Consider the following 17,661-nt stretch of genomic DNA (forward strand, 5'->3'; position numbering starts at 1 on the left):
CTCCAGGGGCCTCTCCCCAACCAGCCCCCACCGTGTGATGCTGAGGTCATGAGCTTTCGCCACCAGAACGACCCTGACCTCATTCGCGAGCTCCTCATCGACCCGGGCATCTGGGTCGTCGTCGGCCTCTCGAACAACCAGGAGCGTGAGGCCTTCGGCGTCTCGCGCTGGCTCAAGGTGGAGCTCGGCAAGGGCCTGATCCCCGTGCACCCCAACGCGGAGACGGTGCACGGCGAGCAGGGCTACGCGTCGCTCTCGGACATCCCTGACGGCACCGACATCAAGGTCGTCGACTGCTTCGTCAACTCCGAGCACGTCGGGGCCGTGGTGGACGAGGCCATCGCCAACAAGGAGCGGCTGCAGATCGACGCCATCTGGATGCAGCTGGGCGTGGTCGACGAGCCTGCTGCCGACCGGGCTCGCGCGGTGGGGCTCGACGTCGTCATGGACACCTGCCCGCGCATCGAGTGGCGCGGCGTCCGCTCCGCGGGCATGGCCCGCTAGGAGACGCGACCAGAGGCGGAGCTAGGACCCGCGCTTCTCGCGCAGCGCCGCGCCCTTGGCGTGGGCCTGGTCCCGCAGGTCCGCCTGGAAGGCGGTCATCCGCTCACGCAGCCCCGCGGCATACTCCCCCTCGCCGGCGGCGAGGATGCGGGCGGCGAGCAGGCCCGCGTTCCTGGCCCCGCCGATCGAGACGGTGGCGACGGGCACCCCGGCCGGCATCTGCACGATCGAGAGCAGGGAGTCCATGCCGTCGAGGTACTTCAGCGGCACCGGCACCCCGATCACGGGGAGCGGGGTCACCGCCGCGAGCATGCCGGGCAGGTGCGCTGCACCACCGGCGCCCGCGACGATCACCCGCAGTCCACGCCCAGAAGCGTTCTGCCCGTAGGCGATCATCTCCTCGGGCATGCGGTGGGCGGAGACGACATCGGCCTCGTAGGGGACGCCGAACTCGTCGAGCGCCTGCGCTGCCAGCTCCATCACGGGCCAGTCGCTGTCGCTGCCCATGACGAGCCCGACCAGTGGTGGGGAGGTGGGCTGCTGGTCGCTCATTCGGTGATCACTCCTGCGAGGTAGTCAGCGGCGTGGCCGGCGCGCTCGCGCAGCTGTGCGAGGTCGGAGCCGGAGACGTTGACGTGACCGATCTTGCGGCCAGGTCGGACTCCCTTGCCGTAGAGGTGGATCTTGAGCCCGGGGTCGCGGGCCATGATGTGGCGGTAGGCCGGGTAGAGGTCGGGGTAGTCGCCGCCCAGCACGTTGGCCATCACCGTGTGCGGCTCGCGCGGCGTGGGGGCGCCCAGCGGCAGGTCGAGCACCGCACGCAGGTGCTGCTCGAACTGGCCCGTCACCGCGCCGTCCATCGACCAGTGCCCACTGTTGTGCGGGCGCATGGCCAGCTCGTTGACGACGTATGCCGCGGCGCCGGTCGCGGCGTCGCGCACCTCGAACATCTCCACGGCGAACACCCCGGTGACGCCGAGGTGCTCGGCGATCCGGAGCCCGGCCTCGGTCGCGACCGCCGCGAGGGTGGGGTCGAGGTCGGGCGCGGGGGCCAGCACCTCGGTGCAGATGCTGTCGGTCTGCACGGTCTCGACGACCGGCCACGCGGCGGCCTGGTTGGAGGGGCTGCGGGCGATGAGGACCGCGAGCTCGCGGACGAAGTCGACCTTCTCCTCCAGGAGGATGCCGTCGGCCAGCGGACCGTGGTCGCCCACCGCGTCGAGCCAGTCGCGCAGCTCGTCGGTCGACTGGATGACGCGCACGCCCTTGCCGTCGTACCCGCCTCGGGGGCTCTTGGCCACCACCGGCCAGCCGACCTCGGCCGCGAACGCCTCGACGTCGTCGGCCGTGCGCGCCCTCGCCCACGCCGGGCAGGCCACGCCGATCTCGGTGAGCCGCTCGCGCATCGCGAGCTTGTCCTGGGCGAACCGCAGGGCCTCCGGCGTCGGGTGCAACGGAATCCCTTCCGCCACCAAGGCATCCAGCACGTCGGGCGGGACGTGCTCGTGGTCGAACGTCACGACRTCGCACTCTCGCGCGAAGGCCAGCACGGCCTCGACGTCGGTGTGGTGCCCGACCGGCGACGAGGGGATGACCTGGGCCGCCGCGGCATCGGGGGCCTCCGCCAGCACACTGAGCGTGATCGCGAGCTCGGCTGCCGGAGCGGCACACATCCGCGCGAGCTGCCCACCCCCGACGATGCCGACGACCGGGAAGCCTCCGGGGGCGCGTTGGGGTGAGGTCACCCCGCGAGGATATCGGCCAGCAGCACGGCGCACGGTCGAGGGCCGCCGGAAGGCCTGGCTGGAGCGGCCCAGGCCGTGGGGCGCGGTCCGCACGCGCTGCGGGGCCGCCGCAGATAGTCTCCTCTGGTGTCCGAGAGCCCCTCCCTCGTCGACCGCCTGCGCGGCACGGTCGACGTCCTCTACCGCGAGATGATCAAGTTCGGGATCGTCGGGGCGGTCGCCTTCGTCGTGGACCTCGGTCTGTTCAACATCCTGAGGGCCACCGTGCTGTCGGGGTACGGCAACGGCCCCCTCTCCCGCGCCGTCGTCGCCACCATCATCTCCGCGGCCGTCGCCACCTGCGTGGCGTGGGTCGGCAACCGGATGTGGACGTTCCGGCACCGCCGCAATCGCCCCGTGCACCACGAGGCGCTCCTGTTCGCGGTCACCAACGGCGTCGCCCTGCTGATCCAGGCAGGCTGCGTCGGCTTCTCGCACCACGTGCTGGGCCAGGAGAGCCTGGTCGCCGAGAACGTCGCCAAGCTCGTGGGCATCGCGCTCGGCACGCTGTTCCGGTTCTGGGCCTACCGCACGTTCGTGTTCAGCCAGGAGCCCCTCACCGACACCTCGCCCCTGGCCGAGTCGGAGCCCGAGTCCCAGCCAGAGTCGTAGCCCGAGTCGTAGGCCGACTCGTGGGCCGGATCGCCCCGCGCCGGCGCACCTGGGACCGGGGGCACTCCTCCAGAACCGATAGCATCGCCGCTGTCCAGCCGCGAGAGGAAGACCCACTGTGCCCAAGATCCTGACCGTCTACGGGACTCGTCCAGAGGCCATCAAGGTCGCCCCCATCCTCAGTGCGCTGGAGCACTCGGCCGACTTCGAGAGCGTGGCCGTGGTGACCGGTCAGCACCGCGAGATGCTCGACCAGGTCAACGCGCTCTTCGAGATCGAGCCCCGGCACGACCTCGACATCCACGAGGCCGGCCAGACCCTCACGGCGATCACGCACCGCGTGCTCACCCGCATCGACCCGGTGTTCGAGGAGGAGCAGCCCGACGCCGTGATCGTCCAGGGTGACACCACGACCTCGATGGCCGCGGCGCTGGCCGCCTTCTACCGGCAGGTCCCGGTCGTGCACCTCGAGGCCGGCCTGCGGTCGGGCGACATCATGTCGCCGTACCCCGAGGAGGCGAACCGCAAGATCATCTCCCAGCTGGCAACGCTGCACCTCGCGCCCACCGAGCACGCGGCCAAGGCGCTGACCGCGGAGGCCTTCGACCGGGCCGACATCGTGGTCACCGGCAACACCGTGATCGACGCCCTGCTCGACGTCGTGCGGCGCGAGCCCGGCGTCGGCGACCCGCGGCTGGCTGCCCTGATCGAGGGACCCGACCGGATCCTCACCGTGACGGCCCACCGACGGGAGAACTGGGGCGAGTCGATGGCCCAGATCGGCCGCGCGCTGGCCCGCATCAGCGACCGCTTCCCCGACCTGCAGATCGTCTTCCCGATCCACCGCAACCCGTTGGTCCGCCAGGCGATGATGCCCGCCCTGGAGGGTCACGACAACATCCTCGTCATCGAGCCGTTGTCCTACGCCGAGTTCGCCCGCCTGCTCGCGCGGAGCCACATCGTCGTCACGGACAGCGGCGGCGTGCAGGAGGAGGCACCCAGCCTCGGCAAGCCGGTCCTCGTCATGCGCGAGAACACCGAGCGCCCCGAGGCGGTGACCGCCGGCACGGTCCGGCTCATCGGCACCGACGAGCAGCGCATCGTCGACGAGGTGAGCGAGCTGATGACCGACGACGCGGCATACGTGGCGATGGCCAAGGCGGTCAACCCCTATGGCGACGGCCACGCCAGCGAACGCTCGGTCGCGGCCCTCCAGCAGCTGTTCGGCCTCGGCGAGCGTCTCCCCGACTTCTCCCCGCAGTAGCGGGAGCGCGGCGTGAGCCGCCCTCCCCCGCCGTCAGGACTGCGCACTCCCTGACGCGGTCTCCACGGCCGCGACCGTCTCGGTGACGGCCTCCGGGGTCGCACTGGACTCCACGGTCTCCGGGGCCTCCGCAGTGGTCGGGGCCGCCTCGAACGGCACCTCCGGCCCGACGAGCACCTCACGCCACTGGTCGGTGACCTCATCGGAGGCGTGCCGGGCCGCTTCGGCGCGCATGCGCGCGCTCGCCGCGTCGAAGGCCTCGGCGTCCGACGACAGCCGCACCACGTCGGCGACGAAACCCGCCAGCGAGTCGTATGCCGCGTCGGCACCGTAGAGGTCGCTGGCCAGGTCGGAGCGGGGCACCCGCACCAGGGCGCCACCCGCCGCAGCCTGCAGGAGCCTGAGGTCCACGGCGTGCTGCTCCACCGTCTCGAGCACCCACCCCAGCCGACCCCACCAGTTGGGCAGGTCGGCACCGGCCGGCTCCAACGACACGTGGTCGCGCAGCACGGACGAGGCCTCGATCCGGTCGAACAGCTCGCGGTAGTAGTCGCGCTCGGCCGGGTCGGCCCACGTGGCGGCGTCGAGCCAGGGTAGGTCTCCCCGCAGGTGCAGGACGGCCTCGCAGCCCGCTGCGTGGAGGCTCTCGAGCGCGTCGAGGGCCAGGTCGGGACGCCGGCGCGACGGGGCGAAGTCGAGGACGCCGACGTGCGTGGCCCGCGCCGGGTCGCCGGGTCGGTCGTAGTACTCGGCGTCGACGACGACGGGAGCGTGCACCAGCTCGACGGCTCCCGCGCCGTCGGCGAAGTCGCGGCGCTGGGTCTCGGTGTCGAAGAGGAAGGCATCGACCCCGGGCGGGGTGTCCGCGTCGACGGCGTCGGCGTCGCGGACGTGCACGACGAGGCGACGGCCCTGCTTCAGCTGTTCGACCAGCTCGGGCGACGGAGGCTGCGGCGCGCTGAACACCACCACCGACGTCGTGCCGGCTGGGTCGTCGACGGTGGGGCTCGTGAGGGGGGCGGTGCCGGTCGTGGCCTCAGGCAGCTCCACCACGCGCACGTCCGGGGTCACTGCACGGGCCGCGCTGACGAGGTGGGCCACCGCGGGCAGCTCACGCCCGACCACGAGGACCGACACGGGGGTCGGGGGCCGGACCGCACCGACGCCCTGACGTCGACCCGAGGCCGCGAGGGCGGCACCGATCCGCTCCGTCGCGGCAGCCATGCGGTAGTCCGACACGGCGGAGACAGCGACGTCCTGCGACCGCGCGAGGAGCTCGGGGTCGTGGGCGACGCGGGCGACGGCGTCGGCCACCGACCTCGGGTCGTCCTCGACGAAGAGCGCGTAGTCCTCCCCGAGCAGGTCGACGTGCGCCTGGATCCGGTTGAGCACGGGCGCCACACCCATGGCGCAGTACTCCAGCACCTTGGTGGAGATCTCGTGCGTCGAGTCGAGTTCGCGGGCCCGCCAGCTGAAACCGACCTGCGCCGTGCGGCAGTACGCGAGGGCGTCCTCCCGGGCCATCCCACCGGTCCACAGYAGGCCCGGGGAGTCGCGCAGCGCCCGCGACATCGCCTTCTTCCAGTTCGGCTGCACCGCCGAGTGCATGATCTTGTCGCCGACCATCGAGAGCGCGAGCGAGATGCCACGGCTCCCGAGCTGCTCCGGCAGGGCCGCCAGCTCGAGGGTGCGCCAGGGCATCGCGAACTTCCCCGAGTAGACGCCGACCAAGGTGTCGACGTGGGCGCGCCGTCCCTCGAGCGGGCGCAGGTCGTCGGGGATCATCGGGAGGATGACGAAGCACTTCCCCACCGACTCCGGGACGCGGTACTCCATGTAGGCGCGCGAGTCCTCGGTCTGCACGAGCATGCGGTCGGAGGCCATCGCGATCTCGGCCAGCTCCGCCAGCTCGGTGGCGGTCGGCGTCACCTCCGGGCCCGGGACGTCGATGACGTAGGGCCACAGCCGGCCATCGAACCGACCGGTGCGGGTGAGCGCCTTGGCGATCGCGGAGCCGCGCACGAGCACGACGTCGAACGGCTCCATCTGGTCGAGCCGGCAGATGTGGGCTGCCACCTCGTCGACTGTCAGGGGCACGATCTTCGGGGAGGGCTCGAGCTCCTCGAAGGGGTCGACGACCGTGACGTTGTCGAGCCTGTCGAGCGAGACGAAGGTGCGACGGGTGAGGGCCTTCGCCTTGAGGAAGAGCGTGACGTGCGCTCCCGTGCGGGCGAGGACCTCCGCCATCGACACGAGCCAGATCGTGGACCCGTCGATGAGGTTGATGTTGCCGTCGCCGTAGAGGAGGACTCGCATCGGGCGGGACGGCACGGACTCAGCCTGGCTCACGGACATCCTCAGTGGTCTGGGGGTGGGCGGCGGTCTGGGGGTGGGCGGCGCGGACCACGGCGTCCACCACGTCGCGATGGCTCCTGGACAGGCCCTGGCCGTCACCCACGAGGCGGCCGTCCGCGGCGACGACGACGTGCACCGCGTCCCGCACCAGGTTGGTGCCGACGTTGGGGTGGTGGGCGGACTCGACCAGCACGGCGGTCACTCCCCTGCCCCGGGCGTCCTCGATCCGCGCCAGCAGCTCGTGCAGCAGTCCGGTGCCGCGCGCGGTCTCCGTGCCACCCCAGACGCCCTCGAACAGCGCGGCCCGCTCGACGACCAGGAGGTCGCCACGCGAGGGGAGGGGGGCGTGCGTCGACGGGGGTGCCCCGGGCCCGACCGGACGGACCTCGACCGAACCCTCGAGGGCTCGGGTCACATGGGGCGCGAGGACGCCGTACACGACCGGGACGCCCGATGCGGGTGGCGCCCCTGTCGGGCTGACCTCGGTCGGCTCGTCGGCCGGCCCGGCGACGGGCAGAGCGACGGGCTGCTGCTCCTGCGCACCCGGGGCCTGGGCCCACGGGTCCGACGAGCTCGCGTCCCACGGGTGCCGGGAGCGCGGACCGGTGAGTCGCTCGGCCCTGCGGTAGTCGGACTCGGGGAGGGGAGCCGGCAGCGGTGGGCTGACGATGGTGGTGGGGGCCGCGGGCTTGCGTCGCAGCCGTGCGCGGATGGACGTGAGGGGCGAGGGCTGCGCCGGGGTCACACCCACAGGCCCTTGGTGTCGACCAGCTTCTTGCCTTCCAGGCGCGCAGGGTCGACAGCCTTGAACTGGTCGTGGTCGACCAGCAGCATGACGACGTCGGCGCGCTCGAGGGCGTCGTCGAGATCGGTGAGGCTCACGTTGCGGTGCGCCAGCGAGTCGGGGAGCTCCTCGACGTGCGGCTCGACGGCGAGGATGTCGGCCCGCGGCATCGACGCGGCGAGCGACCGGACGATCTCGACCGACGGCGACTCGCGCAGGTCGTCGATGTTCGCCTTGAAGGCCAGGCCGAGCACGGCAACCTTGGGGTGCCGCAGGTCGGCGGCGGCCTCGACGGCCTTGTTGACGACGAAGTCGGGCTTGCTGTCGTTGACCAGCCGCGCGGTGTGGATCAGGCGCGACTCCTCCTGGGCCGCCGCGACGATGAACCACGGGTCGACGGCGATGCAGTGGCCACCCACGCCCGGGCCCGGCTGCAGGATGTTGACCCGTGGGTGGTGGTTCGCCAGTTCGATCAGGCGCCAGACGTCGATCCCCAGGCGGTCGGAGATCAGGGACAGCTCGTTGGCGAAGGCGATGTTGACGTCGCGGTAGGCGTTCTCGGTGAGCTTGGCCATCTCGGCGGTGACCGCATCGGTCTCGAGCACCTCGCCCCGGCAGAAGGTGCGGTAGATCTCGCAGGCCCGCGTGGTCGCCTCCGGCGTCAGGCCACCGACGATGCGGTCGTTCTCGACGAGCTCGATCATGATGCGCCCCGGCAGCACGCGCTCCGGGCAGTGGGCGAAGTGCACGACGGCCTTGCCGTCGGCGCCGTCGATGCTCAGCTCGGGGCGGCCGCTGAGGATCTCGTCGGCCATCAGCTGGGTGGCACCGGGCGGGGAGGTCGACTCCAGGATGACCAGCTCCCCGCCGCGCAGGTGGGGGGCGAGGGAGCGCGCCGCGCCGAGCACGTAGGACAGGTCCGGGCGGTTGTCGTTGGTGATGGGAGTCGGCACCGCGAGGATGTAGACGTCGGCCGCGGGCATCTGCGTCGTCGCCTTGAGCTTGCCCGACGACACCGCGGACTCGAGCGCCCCGGCCAGGTCCGGCTCGACGAACGGCAGCTCGCCACGGTTGACCGCGTCGACCTTGCGGGTGTCCAGGTCGACCCCGACCACGTCGAACCCACCGGCTGCCAGAACCACTGCGGTCGGCAGCCCGATGTAGCCCAGTCCGACGACTGCGATCGAGCGGTCGGCACCCATGTGTTCTCCCTTGGATTGGCGTCGTGAACCGCGGTCTGACAATGCCCGGCGGCCCCAGTAGTGTAGGGCCAATGCCCGTGGAACCCGCTTCGGCCCCGCACCAGGAGGCCACCCTCGTGCCCGGTCCGGAACGTCGGAGGACGGGAGGGTCGGCGCGGATCAAGCAGGCGCGCAGGACCGTCCGCCGCACCGGTCGCAGCAGCGTCAAGCTGGTGCGCACCTCCGCGAAGACGGTGCTGCGCCCCGCCAGCACCCCCCTCAAGCGCGTCCGTCGCCGGCTCCCGGCGGGCGTCGACCGCGCCCTCTCCAGGGCCATGGGCATCCCCCCGCAGCGCACCAGCCGCAAGGCGGCCGCGCCCCTCCCGCCGCGCGAGGAGTGGCCGCCCCACCCGCCCGTCCCCCAGACGCCCTCCCGCTTGTATGTCGGGCCGGCGAACTTCGCGGGGCAGGGTCACCAGTGGGCCAAGGCCGTGGAGCGCCACGTCCCGGGAGTCGGCGCCGTCAGCATGGCCTACGTGACCGACAGCGGTTTCGGCTACCCGGTCGACCAGGCCGTGCCCCAGGACCTCTACCTGCGGTCGTGGGACTGGCAGCAGGAGCAGCACAGCTACGTGCGGGAGAACTTCACCCACGTCCTCATCGAGGCCCACCGGCCGCTGTTCGGGTCGCTCTTCGCCAGCAGCGCCTTCGTCGAGGCCAGGGTGCTCACCGGTCACGGGCTGCGGGTGGCGACCATCGCCCACGGTCGAGACGTCCGGCTCCCGAGCCGCCACCGCGAGAACTACGCGTGGTCGCCCTACGACGAGGACGAGTGGTCGGCGGTGCCGGTGCTGGAGAACCAGGTCAACCGCAACTTCGCGGGCCTGGCGACCATCGCCGACCTCGACATCCCGACGTTCGTCTCGACACCCGACCTCCTCGACGACCTGCCCACGGCCACCTGGTGCCCGGTGGTCGTCGACGCGGCCTCGTGGGCCACCGACACGACGCCGCTGCAGCGTGAGCGGCCGGTCGTCGTGCACGCGCCCACCAGCTCGAACTTCAAGGGCTCGGCCCACCTCGACCCCCTGATGAAGGCCATGGACGAGGAGGGACTGATCGAGTACCGCCGGATCGAGGGCGTACCCGCCGCCGAGATGCGCGCCATCATCCAGTCAGCCGACATCCTGCTCGAGCAGTTCCGCCTCGGCTCCTACGGCGTCACCGCCTGCGAGGGCATGGCTGCCGGCCGCGTGGTCGTCAGCCACGTGGCCGAGCGCAACCGCGAACGGGTCAGGGCCGCCCACGGTGAGGACGTGCCGATCATCGAGGCGACCCTCGACGACGTCGAGGACGTCGTGCGGCGCATCCTCGCCGACCGCGAAGCCGCGCTGGCGACGGCAGCCCAGGGCCCGGCATACGTGCGGTCCATGCACGACGGCACGTACTCGGCGCGCGTCCTCGGGGAGTGGCTCGAGGCCTGAGTCCCGGGGCGCAGCGCCAGCCCGGAGAAGCAGCTGCGCGGTCGGTCCGAGCGCGTCAGACGCCGTCGGACTCGCTGAGGAACAGCGCGAAGATGGCCGGCTGGGCCTGGATCAGCTCGAGCCGCCCACCGTTGGACTCGGCGAGGTCGCGCGCCAGGGCCAGCCCGAGCCCGGTGCCGGTCGTGGTCACCGACCGCTCGAAGATGTGGGGGGCGATGGTGGCGGGCACCCCCTCACCCTGGTCGCTGACCTCCACCACGACGGACGGACCGCTGCGACGCGCGTGGACGTCGACGGTGCCCCGGCCGTGGGCGAGGGCGTTCTCGAGCAGCGTCGAGAGCACCTGCGACAGGTCGACCGGCTTGGCCTGGACCACGAGGCCCCGCTCGCCGTGGACCCGAACGCTGCGCCGGGCCTGCTCGAAGGCGGGCTGCCACTCGCGTTGGAGGGCGGCGATGACCGAGTCGAGCGAAACCGTTGCCTTCGACTCGTCGCCGCCGCGGCGGGTGCGCGACATCAGGTCGTCGACGACCTTGGTCAGCCGCTCGACCTGGTCCATCGCGATGCTGGCTTCCTCCTGGGCGACCTCGAGGTCGTCGGTGGCGGCGATCTCCTCGAGCCGCATGAGCAGGGCCGTCAGCGGGGTGCGCAGCTGGTGGGAGGCGTCGGCGGCGAAGTCGCGTTCGGAGGCGAGCGACTTCGTCAGCCGCTGGGCGCTGCGGGACAGCACCTCGGACACCTGGTCGAGCTCGGCGATGCCGGAGTGCAGCGGCTGGATCCGCGACTCACCCGCGCCCAGGCGCTCGGCCCGGTCGGCGAGCAGGGTCATGGGGAGCGCCAGCCGTCGCGCCTGCTGGGTCGCCACGAAGACCCCCGCGGCGAGCGCCAGCACGGCCAGCCCGACGACGATGAGGACCAACCGGAGCGAGGTGGAGGTCGGCGTGCCCGCGTCGAGCCACCGGGCCACGATCCCCCGGCCGTTGACGCTCGAGTTCCAGATGGCGATGACCACCGGGGCCATGGTGATCAGGATGGCCAGACCCACCGCGAGCACGGTGGAACGAATCAGCTGCTGCCGCATGGTCAGCGGTCAGATCTCGTCGCCGCGCTCGAACCGGAACCCGACCCCACGGACGGTGGCGATGTAGCGCGGCTGCGCGGCGTCGTCGCCGAGCTTCCGGCGCAGCACGGAGATGTGCATGTCGAGGGTCTTGGTGGACCCGAACCACGCGGTCTCCCAGATCTCGCGCATCAGCTGCTCGCGCGAGACGACCTTCCCCTGCTCGCGCACCAGCACGCGCAGGAGGTCGAACTCCTTGGCGGTGAGCTGGAGCTCCTCCTCCTTGAACCACGCACGACGGCCCTCGGGGTCGATGCGCACGAGCTCGTGGGCGGAGGGGGCGTCGGTGGGGTTGCGCCGCAGCAGGGCGCGCACGCGAGCCAGCAGCTCGGCCAACCGGAACGGCTTGGTGACGTAGTCGTCGGCCCCCGCGTCGAGGCCCACCACGGTGTCCACCTCGTCGGCGCGAGCGGTGAGGATCAGCACGGGCACGGTGCGCCCTTCGGCACGGATCCGACGACACACCTCGAGCCCGTCGACGTAGGGCAGACCGAGGTCGAGGACGACCAGGTCGGGGTTCTCCGCGGACGCCTCGAGGGCGGCCCGCCCGTCGGCGCGGACGTCGACGTCATACCCCTCACGCCGCAGTGCGCGGGCAAGCGGCTCGGAGATGGCAGGGTCGTCCTCAGCGAGGAGCACACGGGTCATGGGCCTGATCGTATGTAAAACGGACCCCCGCTAGCGACCGGGCCACGCAGGACGCCGCTTTTCGTTGAACGCGGCGACCCCCTCGGCGCGGTCGGCGGAGAAGGCGGTGGCGGCCCAGCGTTCGTCCTCGATACGCAGTCCGGAGGCCAGGTCGGTGTCGAAACCCTGCCGCATCGCGGCCTTCGCGTTGCGCATCCCGACCGGGGAGTGGCTGGCGATCGTGGTCGCGATCTCGAGTGCCCGGTCGCGCGCCGACCCCGCCGGCACCACCTCGTCGACCGCACCCAGCCGGCAGGCCGCCTCCGCGGGGTAGCGCTGGGCGGTGAAGATCATCTGCGCCGCGCGCGACCAGCCCACACGGCGGGTCAGCAGCTGGGTGCCGCCGCCACCGGGGATGACGCCCACGCTCACCTCGGGGAGCCCGACCTGGGCGTCCTCGCCGCAGATGACGAGGTCGCACGACAGCGCGATCTCGAAGCCGCCTCCCAGCGCGAACCCGTCGACGGCGGCGATGGCGGGCACGGGCAGGTCCAGGACGCCGCGGTATGCCGCCCGGGCGACCGGCCGCTGGGCGCGCAGGTCGTCGTCGGTGAAGGAGTTGCGTTCCTTGAGGTCGGCCCCGACGCAGAACGCCTTCGGGTGGCTGGACGAGACGACCACGGCCCGCACGTCCGGGTCCTGCGCCAGCTCGGTGGTGGCCGCGGCGAGGGCCCGGGCCATCGCGGTGGACACGGCGTTCATCGCCTCGGGTCGGTCGAGCACCAGCTCGGCGACGTGTCCGCCCTCCCCGTGGCGTTCGATGCGGACGAGGTCAGGGGTCATGAGCGGACCTTTCGATCGACGGTCTTTGAGTGATCCGACGCACCAGGACCCGTCGGATCACTCAAAGACCCGGGGCCGGGTGCCTTGCGACCGCCGGCGGCGCGGCGCAGCTCGCTCGGGGTGACCTGGCCGATGCCACGCAGGGTGCGGCGCCGCAGGGCAGTCGTCTCGAACCCCGACAGCGCCGCCAGCGAGGTCGCGAGCGCGTCATCGACGAGCACCCCTCCCGCGGGGGCGACGCTGGTCAGCCGGGAGGCGCGGTTGACCGTCGTGCCGAAGACGTCACCCAGGCGCGAGAGCACCGGCCCGGCCGCCATCCCGACCCGCACGTCGGGGAGCAGGTCGTCCTCGGCCATCGTCTCCACGAGGTCGAGGGCCACGGCAGCCGCGGGCGCGGCGCCGATGGTGACGAAGAGGATCTCGTCGCCCACGGTCTTGATCACCCGGCCGCCGTGGGCCGTGACGATGTCGGTCGCGAGCGCCTCGAACCGCTGCACCATCACGGCGAGCTGTCGCTCGGTCATCCGGCGCACGAGGGACGTGAAGTTGACCAGGTCGGCGAACCCGACGACTCGCCGGACCCCCTGGTCGGACTGTTCGGGGTCGGCGTCGGCGAGCATGCGCGAGATCGCGGCGGTGAGGTGACGACGCCACGCGTAGATGAGCAGCGGCTCGAGCTCGTCGGCCATGTCGGTGAGCTTGCGCGCGGCAGCCTCCGCCGCGGCGAGGTCGGGCACGGCCCTCGCGTCCGCCTCGTCCAGCGCGGCCTCGAGGCCGGGTGCCGCCAGCGCCTCGGCCATCAGCTGGGTCTGCCAGACCGCCAACCGGTCGGTGGTGCGGGCGAACGCCCGGGTCATCGCCAGTGCCGTGGTCTCGTCGAGCTCCTGCTCACGCACCAGGCGGGCGACGGCCATCAGGGCCATCTGGTCGGCCTCGGTGAACATCGCGTCGTCGTCCTCGACGTTCGGGAAGCCCAGCGCGTGCCAGAACTTGCGGGCCGAGAGCAGCGAGACCTCGGCGCCCCGCGAGACGTCGCGCCGCGCCATCGTGGCCGGCTTGCCGAGCAGCCTCGCCTCGAGGTCGTCAGGGCGCAGCGCAGCGAAGTCCTCCGGGCGCACCACCCGGTGCCGGCCAACCTCGCTCACGCTGCAACCTTAGGGCGTGCCTGCCGGGCCCGAACGCACGTGGACCACGTCACCGGCTGCCACGGCATACTCCGTGCCGGCGCTGGTGACCACGAGCCGCCCCTCGTCGTCGACACCGACGGCGCGCACCCTGCGCACCTCCCCGCCGGCGACGTGCAGCTCGACCTCACGACCGATGGTGAGACAGGCCTTCCGGTATGCCGTGAACACGCCGATGCGGTCCTGCGCGCCGCCGCTCAGGGCACCGTGCCAGTGCGCGAGGTGGGTGAGGACCGCGACGACGAGGCGCTCGCGGCTGACGTCGGGGGCGCCGGCGAGGCGCAGCGACGTGGCCGTGTCGACCGGCAGCTCGGACCGCTCCTGGTCGACGTTGATGCCGAGCCCGACCACGATCCCGGCCGGCTGCAGCTCGCACAGGATGCCGCACACCTTCCGCTCCGCGTCGGCGGCCAGCAGCACGTCGTTGGGCCACTTGAGCCCGGCCTCGAGTCCCGCCACCTCGGCGAGGGCGTCGCGGACGGCGAGCCCCGTCGCCAGCGGCACCCATCCGCGGCCCTGGTCGGGTGCCGGCACCAGCACCGAGAGGGTCACGGACGTGCGGGCGGGCGTGTCCCAGGACCGACCGAGGCGGCCCCGTCCGGCGACCTGGTGATCCGTCACGACCACCCGCCACGGCTCGGCGAGGCGGGCGGCCTCGAGGTTGGTGGAGCCGAGCTCGGGGTGGACGTCGACTCCCGTCCACGGTTGACCCGGCGTGACCAACGCCTCGTGCAATGCCTCACGGTCGAGCGATTCGCGCATGCTGGCAAGGCTAGGCTCGCCGACATGGCGCAGACCACCGATTCCGTCGCTGATCCGCTCTCCGTGGGAGGCACCGACGTCCCCGACGCCCAGTCGGGCATCGACATCCACTCCACCGCGGGCAAGCTGGCCGACCTCAAGCGTCGGGTGGCCGAGGTCGCCCACGCCGGGTCAGAGCGCGCCGTGGAGAAGCAGCACGCCCGCGGGAAGAAGACCGCCCGCGAGCGGCTCGAGCTGCTGCTCGACGAGGGGTCGTTCGTCGAGATGGACAAGTACGCGCGCCACCGGTCGACCGCGTTCGGCCAGGAGCAGAACCGGCCCTACGGCGACGGCGTCGTCACCGGCTACGGCACGGTCGACGGTCGCACGGTGGCGGTGTTCGCGCAGGACTTCACCGTGTTCGGTGGGTCGCTGGGCGAGGTCTTCGGCGAGAAGATCTGCAAGGTCATGGACTTCGCGATGAAGGTCGGCTGCCCGGTCGTTGGGCTCAACGACTCGGGTGGCGCGCGGATCCAGGAGGGCGTGGTCTCCCTCGGGCTCTACGGCGAGATCTTCCGGCGCAACGTGCACGCCTCGGGGGTGATCCCGCAGATCTCGCTGATCATGGGGCCGTGCGCCGGCGGGGCGGTCTACTCCCCCGCGGTCACCGACTTCACGGTGATGGTCGACCAGACCTCCCACATGTTCATCACCGGACCCGAGGTGATCAAGACCGTGACCGGCGAGGACGTGTCGTTCGAGGACCTCGGCGGTGCCCGCGCCCACAACACCAAGTCCGGTGTCGCGCACTACATGGGCTCCGACGAGGAAGACGCGATCGAGTACGTCAAGGAGCTGCTGTCCTTCCTGCCGTCCAACAACCTCGAGGAGCCACCGAGCTTCGCCGACGACGGCGAGCTGCCTGCGCTCGAGGTCACCGACGAGGACCGCGAGCTCGACACGCTCATCCCCGACAGCGCCAACCAGCCGTACGACATGCACACGGTGATCAGGGCCGTCGTCGACGACGGGGAGTTCCTCGAGGTGCAGCCGCTGTTCGCCCCGAACATCCTCGTCGGCTACGGCCGCGTCGAGGGCCGCTCGGTCGGCATCGTGGCCAACCAGCCGATGCAGTTCGCCGGCACCTTGGACATCGACGCCTCGGAGAAGGCCGCGCGGTTCGTGCGCACCTGCGACGCGTTCAACATCCCGGTGCTCACCTTCGTCGACGTGCCCGGCTTCCTGCCCGGCACCGACCAGGAGTGGGACGGCATCATCCGCCGCGGTGCCAAGCTCATCTACGCGTATGCCGAGGCAACCGTGCCGCTCGTCACCGTCATCACCCGCAAGGCGTACGGCGGCGCGTACGACGTGATGGGGTCCAAGCACCTCGGGGCCGACATCAACCTCGCCTGGCCGACCGCGCAGATCGCCGTGATGGGCGCGCAGGGTGCGGTCAACATCCTCTACCGCAAGCAGCTCGCCGCGGCCGCCGAGGCCGGGGAGAACGTCGACGAGGCGCGCGCCCGGTTCATCGCCGAGTACGAGGACACCCTCGCCAACCCCTACATCGCGGCCGAGCGCGGCTACATCGACACCGTCATCACGCCCTCCAACACGCGGATGAACGTCACCAAGGCCCTGCGGGCACTGCGCACCAAGCGCGAGAGCCTGCCCCCCAAGAAGCACGGGAACATCCCCCTGTGACCACCCCACAGAACGGCTCGAGGCAGCCTGCGAGCTCGGGGGGACCCAGCCCTGTGACGGCAGCCCAGCAGACCGACACCGGACCCCCCGCGGAGCCACCTCATGCAAAAGGCGAGTTAGCGGCGCCCTCCGCGGAGCCACCTCATGCAAAAGGCGAGTTAGCGCCGCTTGCCGGGCGAACGCTCCAGCTCCTCCGGGGCGACGCCACCCCGGAGGAGGTTGCCGCCCTGCTCGCGGTGCTCTCCGCCGCGACGAGCGGCGCGGGCCTGCCAGCCCCGCGGCATACCTCGCAGTGGGCCTCGCGGGAGCGGGCCGTGCGCCGGCCACTGCACCCAGGCCACGGCGCCTGGCGCGCCTCCGCCTGGCGCTAGCCCATGCAGAAGGCGAGTTAGCGCCATACCCGACTCAGGCGACGAGGCCGCGCTGGGGAAAGTGCCGGCGCCACGTGTCGTCGGGGGCAGCAGGGGCTGGTATGCCGTGTGCCAGCAGGACCCCGTGGATCGTTGCCAGCGTTCGCTCGGGCGTCTCGAAGAGGTCGCCGGCACGGATGACCAGGACGGTCCAGCCTCGACGGATCAGGTCTGCCCGTCGCGCCTCGTCGAGGATCTGCTGTTCCGGGTCGTCATGCCACCGCCCGTCGTACTCGATGGCCAGCTGGTGATCGGGAAAGGAGAGGTCGAGCCGGTACTCCACCGTGCCATCCGGTCGGAGCACGGCGTGGTTGACGACCGGCTCGGGCATACCCGCGAGGACGAGGAGCAACCGCAGGCGGGTCTCCGGGCTCGAGTCGACTCGGTCGCGGCACAGCAGTCCCGCCTGGCGGGCGAGGTCGCGACCTTGGCCGGGGTACCGACTGGCGGCCGCCACCAGGTCCGGTGGTGTCGTCACCTTCCGCCGCACCATCTGGTCTGCGCACGCTGTGAGCTCCACGAGATCGAGCGGTCGCGCCAGGTGGATCACGGTCTGCTCGGGCGTCGTCACGGGGAGACCGTGTCGGCGCGCGTCCCTGACGAACTCGTGGATGAATCGATGCACCTTGATGCCCGCCAGCGCACACGAGACCGGACGGGTGAACGCGACGTGCAGGTTGGGGTCATCGGGCACCACACCACCCCACAGCCGTGCGGCCGTCTGGTGGCTGAACACCGCATCCGACGGCAGGATCCGCAGCGCCGCGCGGCACCTGACCACGAGCGTGTCCGGGATCGCCGAGGCCAGGTACACGTTCGGAAATAGCCGCCGGTAGGCCGGTCCTCGGAGGGCTCGGTCGGTTATGCCGGCAGCGCGCGCTTCGGCATGGGTGAACGGCTGCGTGGTGTCGAGGGACCTGTGCATTCTCGCCACTGTGCCCCTGGCCCGAGGGCTGTCGGCCCCCTTGTCCACAGGATTCTGGGACGTGCGGCGCTAACTCGCCTTTTGCATGAGATAGCTGCCGGACGTGCGGCGCTAACTCGCCTTTTGCGTGAGATAG

At 71.7% G+C, this 17,661-nt stretch carries 18 protein-coding genes; 6 read left to right on the forward strand and 12 right to left on the reverse strand.

Annotated elements, in window-relative coordinates; genetic code table 11:
• The first annotated feature begins 48 nt into the window (after window positions 1-48).
• Window positions 49-504, forward strand: coding sequence for a CoA-binding protein (locus AC1DX8_RS04720; RefSeq protein WP_477628759.1), 456 nt, complete (start codon window positions 49-51; stop codon window positions 502-504).
• A 21-nt stretch (window positions 505-525) separates the two neighbouring features.
• Here the strand turns inward: AC1DX8_RS04720 and purE are convergent, their stop codons facing one another.
• Together purE and AC1DX8_RS04730 are read right to left on the reverse strand one after the other, a co-directional pair.
• Complete coding sequence (gene purE, locus AC1DX8_RS04725; RefSeq protein ID WP_477628760.1) at window positions 526-1,056, reverse strand: 5-(carboxyamino)imidazole ribonucleotide mutase; 531 nt, start codon at window positions 1,054-1,056, stop codon at window positions 526-528.
• Window positions 1,053-2,249, reverse strand: a complete 1,197-nt coding sequence (locus tag AC1DX8_RS04730; RefSeq protein ID WP_477628761.1) for a 5-(carboxyamino)imidazole ribonucleotide synthase — start codon at window positions 2,247-2,249, stop codon at window positions 1,053-1,055. Before AC1DX8_RS04730 ends, purE begins: the two co-directional genes overlap by 4 nt.
• Window positions 2,250-2,375: 126 nt before the next feature.
• Between AC1DX8_RS04730 and AC1DX8_RS04735 the strand changes: the two genes are divergently transcribed.
• On the forward strand, window positions 2,376-2,900 hold the full coding sequence (locus AC1DX8_RS04735) for a GtrA family protein (protein WP_477628762.1): 525 nt from the start codon (window positions 2,376-2,378) through the stop codon (window positions 2,898-2,900).
• A gap of 118 nt (window positions 2,901-3,018) precedes the next feature.
• Complete coding sequence (wecB, locus tag AC1DX8_RS04740) at window positions 3,019-4,164, forward strand: non-hydrolyzing UDP-N-acetylglucosamine 2-epimerase (protein WP_477628763.1); 1,146 nt, start codon at window positions 3,019-3,021, stop codon at window positions 4,162-4,164.
• A gap of 33 nt (window positions 4,165-4,197) precedes the next feature.
• Here wecB and AC1DX8_RS04745 read toward each other — a convergent pair whose 3' ends face one another.
• The 3 genes from AC1DX8_RS04745 to wecC are packed head-to-tail and all read right to left on the reverse strand — an operon-like array spanning window position 4,198 to window position 8,505.
• On the reverse strand, window positions 4,198-6,513 hold the full coding sequence (locus AC1DX8_RS04745) for a glycosyltransferase family protein (RefSeq protein WP_477628764.1): 2,316 nt from the start codon (window positions 6,511-6,513) through the stop codon (window positions 4,198-4,200).
• Window positions 6,500-7,264, reverse strand: coding sequence for a hypothetical protein (locus AC1DX8_RS04750; protein WP_477628765.1), 765 nt, complete (start codon window positions 7,262-7,264; stop codon window positions 6,500-6,502). The genes AC1DX8_RS04745 and AC1DX8_RS04750 overlap by 14 nt, the downstream gene beginning before the upstream one ends.
• A complete protein-coding gene (gene wecC, locus AC1DX8_RS04755; protein WP_477628766.1) occupies window positions 7,261-8,505 on the reverse strand; it encodes a UDP-N-acetyl-D-mannosamine dehydrogenase in 1,245 nt (414 codons plus the stop codon). Before wecC ends, AC1DX8_RS04750 begins: the two co-directional genes overlap by 4 nt.
• 71 nt (window positions 8,506-8,576) lie before the next feature.
• On the opposite strand from wecC, the gene AC1DX8_RS04760 reads away from it, so the two are divergent.
• Window positions 8,577-9,968 (forward strand): glycosyltransferase, encoded by a 1,392-nt coding sequence (locus AC1DX8_RS04760; protein ID WP_477628767.1) that lies wholly within the window; start codon window positions 8,577-8,579, stop codon window positions 9,966-9,968.
• A 55-nt stretch (window positions 9,969-10,023) separates the two neighbouring features.
• Here AC1DX8_RS04760 and AC1DX8_RS04765 read toward each other — a convergent pair whose 3' ends face one another.
• The 5 genes from AC1DX8_RS04765 to AC1DX8_RS04785 are packed head-to-tail and all read right to left on the reverse strand — an operon-like array spanning window position 10,024 to window position 14,504.
• Window positions 10,024-11,013 carry a sensor histidine kinase gene (locus AC1DX8_RS04765; RefSeq protein ID WP_477628768.1) on the reverse strand — a complete coding sequence of 330 codons (990 nt, stop codon included), beginning with the start codon at window positions 11,011-11,013 and terminating at the stop codon, window positions 10,024-10,026.
• A 45-nt stretch (window positions 11,014-11,058) separates the two neighbouring features.
• Window positions 11,059-11,736, reverse strand: coding sequence for a response regulator transcription factor (locus tag AC1DX8_RS04770; RefSeq protein WP_056922896.1), 678 nt, complete (start codon window positions 11,734-11,736; stop codon window positions 11,059-11,061).
• A gap of 30 nt (window positions 11,737-11,766) precedes the next feature.
• Window positions 11,767-12,558, reverse strand: a complete 792-nt coding sequence (locus AC1DX8_RS04775) for an enoyl-CoA hydratase/isomerase family protein (protein WP_477628769.1) — start codon at window positions 12,556-12,558, stop codon at window positions 11,767-11,769.
• Window positions 12,555-13,703 carry an adenylate/guanylate cyclase domain-containing protein gene (locus tag AC1DX8_RS04780; protein WP_477628770.1) on the reverse strand — a complete coding sequence of 383 codons (1,149 nt, stop codon included), beginning with the start codon at window positions 13,701-13,703 and terminating at the stop codon, window positions 12,555-12,557. Before AC1DX8_RS04780 ends, AC1DX8_RS04775 begins: the two co-directional genes overlap by 4 nt.
• 9 nt (window positions 13,704-13,712) lie before the next feature.
• Entirely contained in the window at window positions 13,713-14,504 is a 792-nt protein-coding gene (locus AC1DX8_RS04785) for a biotin--[acetyl-CoA-carboxylase] ligase (RefSeq protein ID WP_477628771.1), read from the reverse strand.
• Window positions 14,505-14,528: 24 nt separating this feature from the next.
• On the opposite strand from AC1DX8_RS04785, the gene AC1DX8_RS04790 reads away from it, so the two are divergent.
• The gene (locus AC1DX8_RS04790; protein ID WP_477628772.1) at window positions 14,529-16,190 is read left to right on the forward strand and encodes an acyl-CoA carboxylase subunit beta; all 1,662 of its coding nucleotides are present in this window, start codon (window positions 14,529-14,531) and stop codon (window positions 16,188-16,190) included.
• 158 nt (window positions 16,191-16,348) lie between these two features.
• Here AC1DX8_RS04790 and AC1DX8_RS04795 read toward each other — a convergent pair whose 3' ends face one another.
• Window positions 16,349-16,474, reverse strand: a complete 126-nt coding sequence (locus tag AC1DX8_RS04795) for a hypothetical protein (protein WP_477628876.1) — start codon at window positions 16,472-16,474, stop codon at window positions 16,349-16,351.
• Between AC1DX8_RS04795 and AC1DX8_RS04800 the strand changes: the two genes are divergently transcribed.
• The gene (locus AC1DX8_RS04800) at window positions 16,427-16,561 is read left to right on the forward strand and encodes an acyl-CoA carboxylase subunit epsilon (protein WP_477628773.1); all 135 of its coding nucleotides are present in this window, start codon (window positions 16,427-16,429) and stop codon (window positions 16,559-16,561) included. The genes AC1DX8_RS04795 and AC1DX8_RS04800 overlap by 48 nt on opposite strands.
• Window positions 16,562-16,595: 34 nt before the next feature.
• Here the strand turns inward: AC1DX8_RS04800 and AC1DX8_RS04805 are convergent, their stop codons facing one another.
• The gene (locus AC1DX8_RS04805; RefSeq protein ID WP_477628774.1) at window positions 16,596-17,525 is read right to left on the reverse strand and encodes a DUF559 domain-containing protein; all 930 of its coding nucleotides are present in this window, start codon (window positions 17,523-17,525) and stop codon (window positions 16,596-16,598) included.
• Between the last annotated feature and the right edge of the window lie 136 nt (window positions 17,526-17,661).

Source organism: Pedococcus sp. P2_A3 (assembly GCF_056405035.1).